Genomic DNA, 17,214 nt, shown 5'->3' on the forward strand with positions numbered 1-17,214 from the left:
TGCATGCAAAATTTTGAGAACCTAACAACATAAACATGAAAAGAACGCTTGTACTGCTTTTTGCGGCATTATCCTTCTTTACCTGTAAACAAAACTATCAAAAACAACACGAGCAAAGTACGGTCGAAGAACCAAAAGGGGCAGATAATATTGCCCATCAATGGAGTGAAATAGCCATCACGGCGACGGCCAACGACACCGACCGATTTACACCACGCCCTACCATTACCTCACGCTATTTAGGGCTTATTTTCGTCTCTATTTTTGATGCATGGTCTCGTTATGACGAAAAATCCATCCCTGTTTATCTTGAAGGTGTGGAAAGAAGACCATCGGATGAACACACTTTGAAAAACAAGGAAATTGCCATTAGTTATGCAGCTTTCAGGGCAATGAATGAATACTACTATACGGACAAGGAACTATTTGCCAACTTTATGAAAGAATTGGGCCTAGACCCCAATGATGAATCGCTGGACCCTACCACTCCTGAAGGGATTGGAAATCTTGCCGCAAAAGCTGTTATAGAAGCCAGAAAAGGAGATGGTGCCAACCAATATGGCGAAGAAGAAGGTTCCAATGGGGAAGCCTATTTCAATTATGTAGGATATGAGCCCATCAACTCAGCAGATAAAAATATGGACCCCAACCGCTGGCAACCCAAATATTTTTCTGATGGCAAGGGAGGAAAGTTCGCTCCCGGTTGTCTTACCCCATTTTGGGACAAGGTAAAGCCCGTTGCGTTAAAATCAGCTGACCAATTTCGGCCAGGACCACCTCCAATGATTGGCTCGGAACAATTAGAAAAAGAGGTGCAAGAGGTTATTGAAATGCAGGCCAACCTTACAGACGAGCAAAAGGCTTTGGTAGAATTTATGCGAGACGGTCCACAGTCTGTGCAACAAGCAGGTCATTGGCTTAAATTTGCCCAAGAAGTTTCCATACGCGACGACCACACTTTGGATCAAGATGTAAAAATGTTCTTTTACAACCAATTGGTGGCCATGGATGGCTTTATAGCTTCCTGGGATTCCAAAATGTTCTACGATTACGCAAGGCCCTATGCACTGGTACATGAATACTACGACAAGCAAAAAATAAAGGCTTGGGGCGGAGTTGGAAAAGGCGTCGTGGAAATAGAGGGAGGCGAATGGAGACCCTATTCCCCTGACACCTTTTTATGTCCCCCATTTCCAAGCTATGTATCCGGACATAGTACCATTAGTGGTGGATGTGCCGAAGCTTTAAAATTATGGACAGGAAGTGATGCGTTTGGCTCTGAAGTGGAACTGGTAGCAGGCTACTTAACAGAACCTGATAATTTGGGAGATACGGTAACTCTCAAGTTCCCAACCTTTACCAAAACTGCTGAAATGGCAGGAGTATCCCGTGTTTTAGGAGGATATCATATTCAAGCTGACAATGTCGCCGGATTGGAATTGGGGCGGGATGTGGCCAGAGAAGTCTGGAAATTCTATAAAAAACATGTAGGGGAAGAATTATAAACCTATCAGGTTCAGTTTTCTTTCGAGATGTTTTTTCACCAATTCGTTTTCAACATGACCGATGGCCTTTTGCAGGGCTTCTGTTTGTTCCTTTGAACGATTCAACTCAGCTAATAGTTCCGCCTTGATGGCATAAAACAAGCTCTGTTCATCAAAATCCGAGCCTTGTTCCAGTTTCTCAAGTTGATTCAGTGCTTTTTTAGGTCCACGGACCTTGGCATACGGAATTATTCGGTTCAGCGCAACCATGGGTGTATACTGCAGCTTCAATTGTACATCATAGAGATATAGAATGCTCTTCCAGTCCGTTTCATCAAAATTTTTGGCGATGCAGTGATAGTAGGACCGGGCTGCCTCCAAATGATAGTTGGATGGTGTTTTATCCAAAGTCCCCGCATTTTCCAGATGATGGATTCCTATTTGTATGAGCTCTTGGTTGTATTTGGAGCGGTCCTGATGTTCCAAGGTTGCCAATGCACCATTTTCATCCAATCGGGCTTCAAACCGGGAAGTATGAAAACACATTAAAGCTATCAATGCCTCCAAATTAGGGTGCTGACAATATTTGTTCTTCCTAAGCAGCAAGGCCAAACGAAGTGCTTCATAGCATATGTCCTTTTTTACAATCTGTACCCCCGTGGTGGCCTTATAGCCTTCGGAGAACATCAAATAAATGACCTGAAGCACTCGAAATAAACGAGATTGCAATCCCATTTGAACAGGGATATGAAGCAATTGAACCTTCTCTCGGAATTTTTTCTTGGCGCGAGTGAACGATTTGGCCACAGCCTCCTCCTTTTTTAAAAGGGCCTCCGCCAATTCTTTGTTGCTGAATCCTCCGATGAGTTTTAAGCTCAAAACCAGTTGATGCTCCTGTGAAAGTACTGGGTGACAACAGGCGAATATCATTTTTAACTGGCTGTCTGAAATGGTATGATCCCAAGAGGTTTCACTATCTACATGCCCGTGTTCACCCTTCTTTGCTTCTTGGGGGTCTTGAAGACTTACCTTCCTCTCCCTACGAAGCACATCTATCAAAGCATTGTTCGCCACGCGATACAACCATGCGGTGGGACGGTCGGGAATGGACTGATACGCCCATACTTGCATGGCCTTTATAAATGTATCTTGGGTCACATCTTCTATTCGTTGCAAATGGGATGGGCCATATTTATGGGTCAAAACCGCGACCACCTTTCCGTACTCTGTCCGAAATAGGTGGTCTATGGTTTGGTTCACGTTGTTTCCCATGGTTTTGTAGCCCTTAATTTTTATAGCCCTGTCATTTCGATGATAGCTATCTACTGCTCCAAACTGAGTATCTCCCTTACTTCCACAAATGCACCTTCATAATCGAAAATGGGGCATCCTTTTGAAATTTCCACTGCTTCATCTATGTCCTTTGCAGAAACAATTAGGTATCCTCCTACCATTTCTGCTCCTTCGGCGAATGGTCCGTTGGTGACTACCTCCCCCCGGTTCCTTACTACTTTACCATCTTTGTCCAAGGGAAGTCCATCCAAAAGCGTCCCCTTTTCCCTTAGGCCACCCATCCATTTCCCCCACAGTTCCATATGGGCCTGTTTTTCTTCTTGGGACAGTTTGGCATAAGCCTCATCCCCGCCTCTAAACAAATACAAAAAATTACTCATTGGTCTACGTTTTACGTTCTGTTATAAGAACTGGTTATACTTATTTTCATCATTTCGACGAAAAAGAAACCGCTCTTTGGACAGTTCTTTAAATTTATTCAATATCAAGCTTTCTTCTTGAGCAAATGTGAGAAATCTTTTTTTTCGACTACCCAACCCACGTTACATATCCTGTGTTGAACCAACGCCATCAAAATAATCGCATTTGTCCATTCTTGAATTGTTCATGTAAATCTGTTCTCAGCGTCGGAAAAGTGCGCCCCTTAAAGTAACGTTGTCTTGCTAATTTGGCCATGTCATGTATTTGGGTGGCAATTTTTCCTTCCCCTCGATTTCGAAGTCCAAAGCGGCTGTCGTTCAACGAACCACCATGGCACTCTTGAATCATATTGAGCACTTTTTGGGCCTTGTCAGGCATAGCCTTGTGGATCCAATCGGTAAAAATTTGGCCTATAGCACCATTCAATCGCACTAAGGTAAACCCAAAGGAAAGCGCCCCATGGTCGGCAACCGTTTTCGCCAAAGGCAACAATTCGTGACTATTGATTCCGGGTATTATTGGAGCCAACATGGCATTGACCGGAATATTGTTTTCTGAAAGCTTCTCAATGGTTTCCAATCTTTTTTGGATGGATACGGTTCTAGGCTCTAATTTTCTTCGCGTTTTTTCTGAAAGCGAGGTCACGGAAATATGCACACCGACAAGGCCTTCTGCGTTGAGCTTCTTTAAAATATCCAAGTCTCGCAGTACAAGAGCGTTTTTGGTTATAATACCAACGGGGTGCCTGTACTTCAAGAAGACCTCTAGACATTTTCTGGTAATTTCAAACTTTTGTTCAGCGGGTTGATAACAGTCGGTGTTTCCAGAAAGCACAATGGTCTTGGTCCTCCAGTTTTTGTGCTTTATTTTGGCCTCCAATAATTCCGGGGCGGATTTTTTTACCAATATTTTTCGCTCAAAATCCAATCCTGCACTGTATCCCCAATACTCGTGAGCGTTACGGGCATAGCAATAGACACAACCATGCTCACAACCTTGGTAGGGGTTCATGGAATAGAGCATGCCCACATCTGGACTATCGACTTTGTTAACGATGCTCTTGGGGAAAATGGGAATATAATTTGTTTTGTTACTTTCAGCATTTTCCCCTTCCAAGCGACAGAATTCCAAAAAATCTTCTCGTATTTCATAGATATGTTGAAAGAACTTATTCGGCGTGTTTTTTTGGGCACCTCTTCCTTTTATGAAGTCTTTATTAATCATTATTGTTATTTGGATTAATTCCAAAATTATGGATTATTTCCTTTTTCTTGATTAAAAATTAAGGAATCAATAGGTAACGGTACTAGGTAGACACGAATTACACGAATGTGCACGAAAGATTTTGTCGCTGGGCTATTAGTTTTATTCTGAACAAAGTGAAGAATACCCGGTTGGGTTAAGGGTTAAGGGGTTGGGAAGAAAGATAAGAGTGTTGACACGAATTTTACCAATTAGCACCAATCAACATAGGTGCCATTCGTCATTTCGAAGCGAGCGTGAGGAACCTGTTATAGGGCAATAGGTTAAAGGTTAAAGGCGAAGTGGTGAACAAGCGGGCCAGTTGGCAGGTTTGCCAATTGGAAGTTGTTTCTCTGGAATCCGTACCGGGATTACCGACATCTTACCCATTAACTTTGATAACCAGTCTTATAAAATATCAGGTATAAAAAAACCGCCGATAACCCTTGGGCCACCGACGGTATTTTATTTATTTTTTGGTGAACTAGTTTTAGTTACAATCTACCTGATAACCCAAATTCCCAACAAACTCCCATCCATGATTGCTGAACAGATTGTTTGCGGCCAAAAGAGCATCATTGCCGCAATAGGTAAGGCCATCCACACCGAGGACAATATTCTGCGGACCATTGTTCTGTTCCACAAAATCGTTCCAGCCTATCAAGGTGCTGCTCAGGTTTTCTGGGGACATCCCAGAATCGTCTAGCATAAGTTGGGCTGCTGTTACGCTGGAAATATCCCAGGAACCAAGGTTCTGGTCAAAGACATCGGCAGCAGCGAACATAGAATTCATAAAGATCACATTGGAGGTGTCCCAATTCCCGATATCTTGGTTAAAGGACAAGGCTCCAGAAAACATAGCAACCATATTTGTCACATTGGAGGTGTCCCAACTCGATATGTCCTGGTTGAAAGATTCGGCTAAATAGAACATTAAATTCATAGAAGTTACCTTGGAAGTGTCCCAATCCCCGATGTCTTGGTTGAAAGATTCGGCTAAATAGAACATACCGCTCATGTGCTCAACACTTTCAGTATTCCATCCCCCGATATCTTGGTTAAAAGATGCTGCATATGAAAACATACTTGCCATATTAATGACATTTGAGGTGTCCCAATCCCCGATATCACCGTTAAAGAGGCCGCAATCTCCGAACATGCCTGCCATCGACTCCACATTGGAGAGATCGGGCGTATCTGTCGCGGTATATTCGGCAAGTTTTGTACATTCAAAAAAAGCGGATTTCATGGTCTGCCATTGGATGTCGCCCCACTGCTGTATGCCCACCAGTTTGTTGGCCGTGGCATTGCCGCTGCTCATTTGTATTGCGGGGAACTGCCCCTCTATGGCAATGGTATAGGTCCCTGGCTCCACATAGGCATGGAAGAACACTGACTCATTGGAGAAGGAAATGTTTTCCACCTTGCCATCGCCCCAGTTTATGGTAAAATCATATTCTGTATTTTCCTGAACGCCTATAATTATGGACTCAAAGGCCTGTTGGGTGGACCACGTGGTCACAAAGGTGGAGGGATCCTCGGCGGAGGTGACATTCTCTACGATCACGGTCACAAAAATCTCGAGCTTGTTGGCCCCGTCGCTGGCGATCACGGTGATATTGTGGGCCGTGTTGGTCTCATAGTCGAGGTTCTTGCCCTCGGCCAGGCTGAGTTCCCCATTGTCGTTGATCTCGAAAAGGTCGTTGTCGTTGGGGTCTATGGTGAAAGTGATGGCCTGTCCCTCGGGGTCCTCGGCGGTGATCACGCCGATGGTCTCGGTATCGGCAATGGTCTCGGCCACCGTGAACTCGTATTCCACGTCCCCGGTGGGCGCAAGGTCCTCGGTGACGTTGATGGTGATCTCGGCGGTATCGGTGCCCCCGTTCCCATCGCCCACCTGCACGGTGATCATGTGCTGTGCCTGTTCTTCAAAGTCCAGGGTGGTGCCGGCCGTAAGGCTCAATACCCCTTCGGGGGTTATCTCAAAACGGTTGTTGTCGTTCACGGTGATGGAGAAGGACAGTGCGTCCTGGTCCTGGTCCGTGGCCGTTACGGTCCCAATAGCCTCGGTATCGGCGATGCTCTCGACCACCTCAAAGGCTTGGGCCGCGATTACCGGGGCCACATTGTCGGGCTCGGGCTGTGTCACGGTAAAGTTGTCTGTGCTGGTGGCGGTCTTCCCGTCCACGGCGACGCTCACCTTACCGGATGCGGCGCCCTGGGGCACGGTTATGGTCAGTTTGGTGGCGGTGGCGGACCCGACCGTTGCTGTGGCGCTGCCGATCTTCACGGTGTTGGCGGAAGCGGTGGTACCGAAGTTGGTCCCAGTGATGGTGACAAGGGTGCCCACAGGGCCCGTTTTGGGGGTGAATCCGGTTATGGTCGGCGTCTGTGCCGTTGGCGTGCTGGGCCCGTCGTCCTTGGAACAGGAGCTGACCGCGATGGCCAAGAGGGCCACAAAAAATACGTTCTTCAGTTTCATGATAATAATGATTAATAAGTTCTAAAACGGCAAGTTCCAATCTTTTGTGAACACTCTGGGGCATGGATTGACGGATGGGGGATATCGGTTGATGGATAAGGGGTAAGGGCGAAGGGTCAACGGTCAATGAACAATTATCCATGTCATTTCGAACCGAGCGGAGAGTGTATAGAAATCTATAACAGAAGAAGAGGTTTCTCAATCGTCACGTTGTTCCTCATGTCGAAATGACAGAAACTATGCAAAATGTAAAGAAATGAAAAAGCCGGGCAGTGCCCGGCTTGTCTTACATAAATATTTGTTTAAACATTGGGAACAGGACTTATTAATTTAAACCAAAGTATGCTGCCACTTCATTGTAGTCTGAAGTGTCAACTCCAGCGGCCTTTAATTCTGTCATTATATTTTCACTACTCTTAGCCCCGTTTGAAAGTTCTATTGCAACTACAATAACTTGGGTATATTCACCACCTGGAATAACGGCATTCGAATCATCACTTACATTGTGAAATCGTATTGTAAGCTCTCCTATACTTAAGTCGGTAAAGACTCTTGCATAAACAGCATTATTATTAAGATGACCTGGCATGGAATATCTAAGACCATTATTGTGATCTATATAAAATAAATAAGCATAATTCTGAGGTTCATTTACGATGTTGTTCAAGTCAAGGGTAAGTAAGCTGTAATTAAAAAATACATCTAGGTTAAAAGCAAACTCTTGTACGTTGGCATTGCCATCAACACCGTCTGTACCATTTGCACCATCAGCGCCATCAGCACCATCGGCACCATCCGCTCCCTGGCAATCTAGAGCGTCAAAATTGCCGTCATCGTTCAAATCTTCTTCAGGATCTCCAATGCCATTACCGTTAAGATCCCAACAGGCCAAACCGTCGGCACCATCAGCACCATCAGCACCATCAGCGCCATCAGCACCGGCTACACCTGCAGGTCCTGTAGCACCATCTGCTCCGTCTTCTCCATCGGAACAGGAAACTAGGGTTATGGCCAAACACAACAAGGCCATATTAAATAACTTGATTGTTTTCATAATTCTTTTGTTTTAAATTTTTAATAAGGTTATGGCCCAAAAGTAGGGGTGTTGGTTTGGTATTTTATGTTATAGTTGATACAGCCCAACTATGGATTGATGGATGGGGGTTTGTGATTGATGGACAAATTATCGAAGTAGGATTATTCCTATAGCAAACTGGAGGCTTGAAGATGCCAACAAGAATTTTGGGCTGTTTAGAGGTCTATCGTGGGCGGCAAAACAAAAGTGAGGACATATTGAATCCGGAATTGTCAGGGACTACAAAAGATATTTGAATCGAAAACTTTTCGAAACGTTTAATCTTTAGTTTTTAAATTAGCAAAGAGCAATCAATTGAAATTGACCTTGACCAACTGTTTTTTACCTCCGCGTTTTGCATAGAAGAGCATGTTCTCGTCGGCATCGTTCTTTAGCGGTTTGGAAACCATAAGGGGAAGACGGGCCTCCTGGCTATCGATTATTTTTTCATAGTCCATTTTGCCTTGTTCGTCCAAAGAGATTAAAAAGACATTGCGATTTCGGCTCAAGCCTTGTTTGAAGATCAGGCGTTCATTGTTGATCAACTGTGGATTGTCCGCAGCTGTGCAGATGAAAAAATAGGTTTTACCATCTTTGGCATAGGAACTGTAGGAAGCGTAGGCTCCATCGCCTTGGGTGACCTCTGTTTTGTTGATGTTCCTTGCCCACTTCATTTCCCCGCTGGGGCTCAGTTTTACGCTAACAATGTCGTTATGGTGATAGCGTTCTATCCGCACGCGTTGTCCAGCCCCGGTAACCTCGAGTCCTGAGGTCACGAAATATTCTTCGGCATTGAAGAATATTTCATTGTTGGCCGTAACCTCAACGCCTTTAAACACCAGATTTTTGATGACCTTGTCTTCCTCTCTTCCGAATTTGTCCTCCATGAATTGCTCCGAAAATGGATTGTACATTCGTTTGTTGATCTCGAGGGAGTTGGGATTAACATCAAAAAAGGCAATTCCATTATAGCGATTGTCCTTTCTGTCCGCATAAAAACCTACACAGACCAGTCTGTTTTGTAGCCAGATGGGATACAGCGCTTCGGGGTACTTTCCAGAATCAACGAAAGACTGGGTATTACTGGACCCTTCTGTTATTTTAACCAATTCGTACTGGAACTTGCGCTCATCGACCCGAAATCGCTTTTTCTTGAAATAGGCTTTTCCCACCACGTAGGCCGTTTGTAGGTCGGACGAAAAACTTACATTTTCAAAGGCGTAGTTCTTCTCTTCAATTTCATCGGAAAAATCGTGCTCAAATTTTTTGTTCAAGGCCGTGTCATAAACATGGATAAGATGCTTGTTTGTTTTGCCACGTTTGTGGTGCGTGCTTATGACAAATCCCGTTTTTTCATTGTTGAACAATACGGTTGTTGAAAATCCACGTGTGAAGTTTCGGTTGTAATAGTTTTTCCCTACAGGATTTTGGACCTGTTCGGATGCTATGGAAAGTAGTTTTTTGGACTTGAAGTTGAAAGCAATTATTGGACTACTGTGCACCCAATATTCATATTGGCCGCGATCATAGTTATAGTCTAAAAACAGAAGGTGCAGCTGTCCGTTTTTAAAGAACCCATCCACAAAATTGAGGCCTTTCAACTTATAATTGTATTCTTCAATAAGTTCCAACTTATTGTTGTACCGTTCTATCAAGTATCCTTTGGGCTTTAAGATCAACCCTTGAAAATAGGCCCTGACCAAAATATACCCTCCTGCGCCATCATCTTCCATGGTAAGTAGATTGGAATATCGGTATCGGTCGCCATACTTTTCACCAAAATCGTAGGAAACTGGCGTTTTTTGGGCATCGACTGTAGCCCATAGCGCCATCAAAAAACACAAAAAGACAAGTGGTTTTTTCATCATAGCTTAGTTGGATTATTTAACCAACCACTATGATCCGGGAAAGTCTGCTTTTCGTTTCTCCAAAAAGGCCGATGTTCCTTCTTTAAAGTCATCCGTGCCAAAACAGGTGCCAAAAGCTTCAATCTCCGCGGCATAGCCGTCGGCATCATACATAAAACCAGCATTTACCGCTTTTATTGCATATTTTATCGCCACAACGGAATTATTCGATATCCTGCTGGCTATTTTAATGCATAGGGGAAGTAATTCCTCAGGAGACACCACATGGTTAACCAAACCATATTCCACTGCTTTTCCACCATCAATCATGCCTGCCGTCATAATTAATTCCATGGCACGACCTTTTCCTATGAGTTGCGGAAGTCTTTGTGTACCGCCATAGCCAGGAATTACGCCCAAGGATACTTCGGGCAATCCCATTTTGGCATTGGTGCTGGCCACCCGAAAATGACATGCCATGGCCAATTCCAGTCCGCCACCCAAGGCAAATCCATTGACGGCCGCTATAACCGGGGTGGATAGGTTTTCCACCATGTTAAATAGTTTTTCTTGACCTTCGGCTGCCAATTTTTGTGCTTCCTTCACCGAAAAATCGGCAAATTCAGAGATGTCTGCCCCAGCCACAAAAGCCTTCTCGCCGCTTCCTGTTAAAATGATCACCTTGATTTCTTTGTCATCTTCCAATTCCTTAAAGGCCACATGGAGTTCTTCAATGGTTCTTCTATTAAGCGCATTAAGTTTTTTGGGGCGATTAATGGTAATAATGCCTATTTGATCGTCTTCTTCAATGTAAATGTTTTCGTAGTTCATATATGTCAAGTTTATGTGGGGCCGTTCCCCCTATCACACATCTATATTACTTTTTTCTTTAGGAAATTTGATGGTAAACACAGTTCCCTTTCCAATTTGGGAGGTAAAGCTAATAGTGCCATTATAGTTTTCCACAATATTTTTTACCATGCCAAGCCCAAGCCCCATTCCGCTGGATTTGGTGGTAAATTTTGGTTCGAAAACCTTATGCTTTAAGTCATCCGAGATGCCGATGCCATTGTCTGCCACCGATATTTTAACCGTATCTCCCTCGCTGGCCACGGTAACCAGAATACGTGGTGATTCTACATCGGGCACAGCTTGTATGGCATTTTTTACAAGATTGGTAATGACCCTGATCAATTGGGTCCGGTCCAATTTAGCTATGATCTCTTCTTCATCAGAAATGAAATGAATGTAATCTTCATTGAATATTTCCAATGCCAATTTTACAATTTTCACCACGTTCAAGGTTTCATTTTGTTGCGCCGGCATTTTTGCAAAACTGGAAAATGCTCCTGCAATATTGCTCATGGTATCTATTTGCTGAATTAAGGTTTTGGAAAATTCCTTGATCTTGGTTTGGGCATTGGGGTCGGTGGGGTCGAACTTTCTTTCAAAACTCTGAACGGTCAATCTAAGCGGGGTCAATGGATTTTTAATCTCATGGGCCACTTGCCTTGCCATTTCCCGCCAAGCTTGTTCGCGCTCACTTCGAGCCAGTTTTACGGCACTTTCCTCAAGTTCATCTATCATTCGGTTATAGGAGTCCACCAGTTTTCCAATTTCCTCTCCAGGGCTTTCTATATAGATTTTTTCATTGCTTCCCGTAAAATTGGTATGCTGCATCTTATCAGAAATCGTCTGCAAGGAACGGGTAATATATTTTGAAATGAAATAGGCCAAAATAATGGCAGAGAGCAACATCAACAAATACACCCCACCCAACCGGAACAAGAATTCCCGAAGCTCCATATTGTTGAAGGAATTGTCCTCAAAATAAGGAAGGTTCATAATGCCAATGGGCTTGAACTTGTTATCGTTTATATAGGTATATGATGATTTGTAATTATCCCCAGCTGCAGATTTTTCCTCAATAAATCGCTTATCCGGACTAGCCAAAAGGTTATTCAAGATTTCCGCATCGAGACAATTGGAAATGGAATCCGCCTCAAAACTTGGGCGCGAGCTTTTCACCAAGCCCCCTTCTAAATCGTAAATGTTGAAGTTCACATTTTGGACATCCGCGATCTTGTAAATCTCGTCCATGAAAATGTACTTCAAATTATCTTCGCTGATGGGGTAGGTGGTTTCCCTGAACACATAGGAAATGCTCTGCAAAATTTGCTCTTCTTTCCGTTCCAATCGGTTCTCGTGATAGTCTTGGCTCTGCTCCCTATATTGGTAAATAGTGACCCCGGCAATCAATACAGAGGCGATGACCACCAAAAGAATCATTGAGAAAAAGATGCGGGACCGTAACGAAAGTTTCCTGAACAAGCTTTGCTGATTTGAAGTAAATTTAATCAATTATTGAGCCAAACAAGACAAGTATAAGTGGGTGAGACTTCTAGGCATTAGGATTCTTGTCCCTAATTCGTTTGTACAGCCTTATCCCCAACATCAAAAGAATGGCCAGAACAAAAATTCCAACAACGCCATAAATCCAATTGAATGCATTTTTCAAAACCACCAAGAATATGACGGCAAAGAGCACCAGGGTTGCCACCTCGTTCCAAATGCGCATAAAATGGGAGGAGTATTTTACCTCATCCCGTTGTAATTGTTTGAACATTTGATGGCATTTGAAATGGTAGATAAACAGCAACACAATAAAAGCTAGTTTTACCTGCATCCAAGCTTGATAAAGCCAGGCAGGCATTAATACCATCAGCCAAATTGCGAATAGGGTACATAGAATGGCCGAAGGCCACGTGATGATATACCACAACCTTTTGGTCATCAATTTTAATTGTGTTGTCAAAATCTCCTTGTCCGGGGATGGTTTTTGCCACGCTTCAATATGGTAAATGAACAATCTTGGGATGTAGAACAAACCTGCAAACCAAGTGACCACAAAAATGAGGTGTAGGGATTTGATGTAGCCGTAGAGTTCCATATTGATGGGAGAATGTTCAAGGATCAAAGGTAAAAAGTAGATACGAAACCTAAGCCTTTCACCCTTGAACTTTTACCCTTCTTGCTTTAATCCTCCACAAAAAGATAGTTTAACTGCAATTTGTTGAACTCCGAATTGAATACCTTGATTTCCTCGTCTACCAAAGCATCGAAAGCACTTAACTGGGATTTGATCTTGGTGGAGAGCTCATTTTTGACCCCAATATCTTGATCCGTTGGTGGAAAATCGTCAATGGAAACCAAACTGTTTAAATGCCCCAATTTGTTGGTTAACCTAATCGGAAAATTCAAAGGGTCTTGATTGCTACGGTTCTTGGTTTGGTACAATGCCTTTTCAATCTCACCAAAATCCTCTTTCATTTTCTTGGCCTTTTCCACCAGTTCTTTGGTGCTTTCATTATCCTTGTACTGTTTCATAAAAGCATCCAATTGGCTGTTGATTTTCCTGATCTTTTTTATGGATTGATGCGCCCTGTCCACCGTTTGGTTGATATCTGCAATAAAATCATATTGCTTTTGCATATCAGCTACTGAAACTTCGGCACGTGGATCGGGTAAAATCTTGAACTGGTGCGACTGGCTCTCTCCATTCACATTCAAGTGAACTTTGTATGTTCCCGGAACCGCTTTGGCGCCTTTCAAATTGGCCCACCAAAAAATCATACCTTTCAATTTTTCCGCTCCCTTGCCCCGGGTATCCCAGACATGGGTGTTTCCACCCTTTTTTATTTCTAGCTTTTTGTCCTTTTCATCGGCATAGGTGCTGAAGGTGGACAAGGTATCTCCATTCATTTTGGTGTAGGTAAGTGCGATGCTGTCTTTTTCAGAAAAATCTTTTAGATAGAAATGGGTTATTACGCCGTTGGGATGATTTTGTCCTTCGGTCTTAGAAGGTTCTTTTGCTACTGCCCCTTTGGTTCGATAGCTATCCTTGGGTTGATATAAAACAGCACTTGCAGATTTCTTTGAGTTATCCAATTGATGTAAAACGGTAAGATCATCAATGATCCAAACACTTCGTCCTTGGGTGGCAACAATCAGATTGTTATCCTTAATGGTTAAATCGGTAATAGGGACAATTGGCAGGTTCTGTTGAAACCTCTCCCAGCTTTCCCCATCATTGAAGGAAATATACATTCCTGTTTCGGTTCCTGCATACAACAATCCTTTTCTCTTGGGGTCTTCGCGCAATACTCTTGTAAAATGTTCGGAATCTATCCCATTTGTGATTTCGGTCCAAGTTTTTCCGTAGTCCTTGGTTTTGTACAGATAAGGTTGAAAATCCCCCAGTTTATATCGCGTTGCGGCCACATAACAAGTCCCTTCATCAAAAGCTGAAGGTTCAATACTGTTGATCATACTCCATTCCGGGAGATTGGTCGGAGTAATGTTCTCCCAAGCGTTCCCACCATCTTTGGTGACATGTATCAATCCATCGTCACTTCCCACCCAGAGCAGTCCTTCTTTAAGGGGGCTTTCATTGGCGGCAAAAATGGTACAGTAATATTCCACACCTGTGTTATCTTGGGTAATGGGTCCTCCGCTGGAAACCAATTTGGCAGGATCATTTCTGGTGAGGTCATCACTTAATAAGGTCCAGCTCTGACCTTCATTGGTAGACATGTGCACATGATTGGAAAAAGTGTACAACTTTTTCGGGTCATGTTTGCTGAAGATAATCGGGAAGTTCCACTGAAAACGATATTTCATTCCCTCGGCTCCATAACCCATAGGGTTATCGGGCCAAACATTGATTCCCCTGACAGTATTGTTTTCATGATTCACCCGGGTCAAAAAACCACCGTAACTGCCTCCGTAAACAAGGTCATTGTTGGTTGGATCTACAGCAATATGGGCTGATTCTCCACCTGCTGTGGGCTCCCAATCGTCTTCACCAATGGAATTGTCATCACTTCGGTGATTTATCCTAATGGTTGAATTATCCTGTTGTGCTACATAAATACGATATGGAAAGGCATTATCTGTTGTCACCCGATAAAACTGTGCTGTAGGTTGATTGTAATACGTACTCCAAGTTTCACCTCCATCATAGCTCACCTGTGCCCCACCGTCATCTCCGATTATCATGCGTTTGGAATTTTCAGGAGCAATCCACAAATCGTGATGATCCCCATGAGGTGCGTTAAAGGTATTGAACGTCTTTCCGCCATCAGTAGACTTATGGTAGCGCACATTGAGTACATATACCACATCCTCATCTTCGGTATCGGCATAAACGCGAGTATAGTACCAGGCGCGTTGTCGAAGCTTACGCTCTTCATTGATCTGGGTCCATTTTTTTCCGCCATCTTCAGAACGATATAATCCTCCTTTTTCTTTGTTTTCAACAATCGCCCATACCCTATCACTGTTCTTCGGGGACACGGTGACCCCGATAATTCCTAAAGTATCTTTTGGAAAGCCTTCATTTTTTGAAATCTCGGTCCAAGTCTCGCCACTATCGGTACTCTTCCAAAGTGCAGAACCATCACCACCGCTGCTCAAACTATAGGGCGTTCTTTGTACCCTCCATGTAGCGGCATATAGTATTCGTGGATTGTTGGGGTCGAGAATCAAGTCTACTGCCCCGGCTTGATTGTTCACAAACAATACTTTTTTCCAAGACTTTCCGCCATCAATGCTTTTATATATGCCTCTTTCTTCTGTGGGTTTATAGATATTTCCCATAACAGCCGCATATACTATGTCGTGATTGGTTGGATGTACTTTGAGACGGGGGATATGACGGGTTTTTTCCAAGCCCATTGATTTCCATGTCTTTCCTGCATCAACAGTTTTCCAAATCCCATAGCCGGATGATACATTTCCCCGAACCGTTTTTTCACCACCACCAACATAAATTACATTTGGGTCACTTTTGGCCACTTCCACTGCACCTATACTCCCTCCAAAATAACCATCAGAAATGTTTTCCCAGGTGCGTCCACCATCGGTGGTTTTCCAAACACCACCACCGGTTGCCCCAAAATAAAAAAGATTGGGCTTCCCAGGAACCCCAGTTACTGCAGCAGAGCGTCCGCCACGAAAAGGGCCCACCAGTCTATATTCCAAACTAGAATATAAAGCCTCAGGATAGACTGGTTGGTTGTTGGAATTTTTTCTTCGTTGGGATTGGATTTCGGGAATGCTCAAAAAGAGCGCCATCGCCAAACAAATGGCAATCGTAGCGTTAGTTTTCATTTTAAATGATGTTGAATTAGTCAATCCTAAAAGTAGCGAAAAACGATGACGCGGCTACAACATAATCTTCTAAAATAGATGGATTCCCATACTATAAGAATAGATGACCTTGATTTTTCTTAAAGTCACAACATATTTTTTAAATACTTGGTGCTATGGACTAGTTTTGGAAAAAATGAAAATGTCGAAACTCCGCCTTTTTTCAATTTTACTAGTTGTTCTTTGGATGGGTCCAATGACCTGTGGCGAAGTTTATGCCCAAAAAGCGACTCCCGTAGCGGTTAACGATACCTATTCCGCCGGAATAAACAGTACCCTTACCATTGCGGCAGCGAATGGTGTGCTTGCCAACGATTCCGATGCGAACGGAAATGGCACCATGAGTGTGCAAACCACTCCTGTTGTTGACGTTTCTTCGGGAACCTTGGCATTAAACAGTGATGGTAGTTTTGATTATACCCCCAATCCAGGCTTTGTGGGCAACGATAGTTTTACCTACCGAGTCTGCGATGATGGCAGCCCTAGTGAGGTTGTATCCCGTTTTGACTTTGACACCTCAACGATTACCGATGCCACAATAGGGCCGGACGCCACGTCAGTGAACCCTAATGCGGCACAGACAGGATGTGGAATCCATTTTCCTTCGGGAGCTGGCGGTTCCACCGGTTTCGATATTGTTGTGCCCAATTCCTCAGGGATTTTTAATTTTACGAGTTTCGCAGTGTCCTTTGAATATCAAGATCAAGAAAGCCAGGCCGATATTGTTACGGCAGGCAACTTCAGGATCTATCATTTTCGACCCAACGAAATGGGTGTTGAAATCGATGTAATCAATTCTACTACCGGGCTTACAGAAACCTTTACCCAAAATTTAGGGAATTTTTTGAGTGGCAACAATCCATATACGGTGGCCTACAGTGAAACCACAGGAGATGTAACCTATACTGCCAACGGAACTACAACTGTATTTCCGCTAGCCCCCCCAAACTCTCCGTTGGACAGCAGTTTATCATCCGATGTTGTCATTGGCGAACGCATGGATGGCTCCGGTTCATCTTCACCTTCTTTATGTAGTATGGAATTTGTTGACAATAGCGTGTTATGTGATGAGGCAGATGTAACCCTAAATGTGGTTTCCAACATCATTACAAACCGGAAAATAACTTACAGGGTAAATCCTAATTAAAGACAGAATACCCC

General features: G+C 43.6%; 12 protein-coding genes. 2 read left to right on the forward strand and 10 right to left on the reverse strand.

The window, feature by feature from the left end; all coding sequences use genetic code 11:
* Positions 1 to 35: 35 nt before the first annotated feature.
* The gene (locus GTQ34_RS06200) at positions 36 to 1,505 is read left to right on the forward strand and encodes a vanadium-dependent haloperoxidase (protein WP_166522921.1); all 1,470 of its coding nucleotides are present in this window, start codon (positions 36 to 38) and stop codon (positions 1,503 to 1,505) included.
* Here the strand turns inward: GTQ34_RS06200 and GTQ34_RS06205 are convergent.
* The 10 genes from GTQ34_RS06205 to GTQ34_RS06250 all read right to left on the reverse strand — a co-directional run bounded on the left by GTQ34_RS06205 (position 1,500) and on the right by GTQ34_RS06250 (position 15,978).
* On the reverse strand, positions 1,500 to 2,756 hold the full coding sequence (locus GTQ34_RS06205; RefSeq protein WP_166522922.1) for an RNA polymerase sigma factor: 1,257 nt from the start codon (positions 2,754 to 2,756) through the stop codon (positions 1,500 to 1,502). The genes GTQ34_RS06200 and GTQ34_RS06205 overlap by 6 nt on opposite strands.
* 50 nt (positions 2,757 to 2,806) lie before the next feature.
* Positions 2,807 to 3,157 carry a YciI family protein gene (locus GTQ34_RS06210; protein ID WP_166522923.1) on the reverse strand — a complete coding sequence of 117 codons (351 nt, stop codon included), beginning with the start codon at positions 3,155 to 3,157 and terminating at the stop codon, positions 2,807 to 2,809.
* Positions 3,158 to 3,347: 190 nt separating this feature from the next.
* Positions 3,348 to 4,421: a PA0069 family radical SAM protein gene (locus GTQ34_RS06215; protein WP_166522924.1), complete on the reverse strand. Its 1,074-nt coding sequence runs from the start codon at positions 4,419 to 4,421 to the stop codon at positions 3,348 to 3,350.
* A gap of 508 nt (positions 4,422 to 4,929) precedes the next feature.
* Complete coding sequence (locus tag GTQ34_RS06220) at positions 4,930 to 6,921, reverse strand: BspA family leucine-rich repeat surface protein (RefSeq protein WP_166522925.1); 1,992 nt, start codon at positions 6,919 to 6,921, stop codon at positions 4,930 to 4,932.
* A gap of 325 nt (positions 6,922 to 7,246) precedes the next feature.
* Complete coding sequence (locus tag GTQ34_RS16720) at positions 7,247 to 7,975, reverse strand: hypothetical protein (RefSeq protein ID WP_208103852.1); 729 nt, start codon at positions 7,973 to 7,975, stop codon at positions 7,247 to 7,249.
* 332 nt (positions 7,976 to 8,307) lie between these two features.
* Positions 8,308 to 9,861: a hypothetical protein gene (locus tag GTQ34_RS06230; protein WP_166522926.1), complete on the reverse strand. Its 1,554-nt coding sequence runs from the start codon at positions 9,859 to 9,861 to the stop codon at positions 8,308 to 8,310.
* A gap of 30 nt (positions 9,862 to 9,891) precedes the next feature.
* Positions 9,892 to 10,674 (reverse strand): enoyl-CoA hydratase/isomerase family protein, encoded by a 783-nt coding sequence (locus GTQ34_RS06235; protein ID WP_166522927.1) that lies wholly within the window; start codon positions 10,672 to 10,674, stop codon positions 9,892 to 9,894.
* A 33-nt stretch (positions 10,675 to 10,707) separates the two neighbouring features.
* Positions 10,708 to 12,132: a sensor histidine kinase gene (locus GTQ34_RS06240; RefSeq protein WP_166523637.1), complete on the reverse strand. Its 1,425-nt coding sequence runs from the start codon at positions 12,130 to 12,132 to the stop codon at positions 10,708 to 10,710.
* 112 nt (positions 12,133 to 12,244) lie between these two features.
* Positions 12,245 to 12,793, reverse strand: coding sequence for a CopD family protein (locus tag GTQ34_RS06245; protein ID WP_166523638.1), 549 nt, complete (start codon positions 12,791 to 12,793; stop codon positions 12,245 to 12,247).
* 86 nt (positions 12,794 to 12,879) lie between these two features.
* Complete coding sequence (locus GTQ34_RS06250) at positions 12,880 to 15,978, reverse strand: WD40/YVTN/BNR-like repeat-containing protein (RefSeq protein WP_166523639.1); 3,099 nt, start codon at positions 15,976 to 15,978, stop codon at positions 12,880 to 12,882.
* Positions 15,979 to 16,195: 217 nt separating this feature from the next.
* Here GTQ34_RS06250 and GTQ34_RS06255 point away from each other — a divergent pair, with 217 nt between their 5' ends.
* Positions 16,196 to 17,200 carry an Ig-like domain-containing protein gene (locus GTQ34_RS06255; RefSeq protein ID WP_208103853.1) on the forward strand — a complete coding sequence of 335 codons (1,005 nt, stop codon included), beginning with the start codon at positions 16,196 to 16,198 and terminating at the stop codon, positions 17,198 to 17,200.
* Positions 17,201 to 17,214 lie beyond the last annotated feature (14 nt).

It is taken from the genome of Flagellimonas ochracea, assembly GCF_009903685.1.
In the GTDB taxonomy this organism is placed as follows: Bacteria; Bacteroidota; Bacteroidia; order Flavobacteriales; family Flavobacteriaceae; genus Flagellimonas; species Flagellimonas ochracea.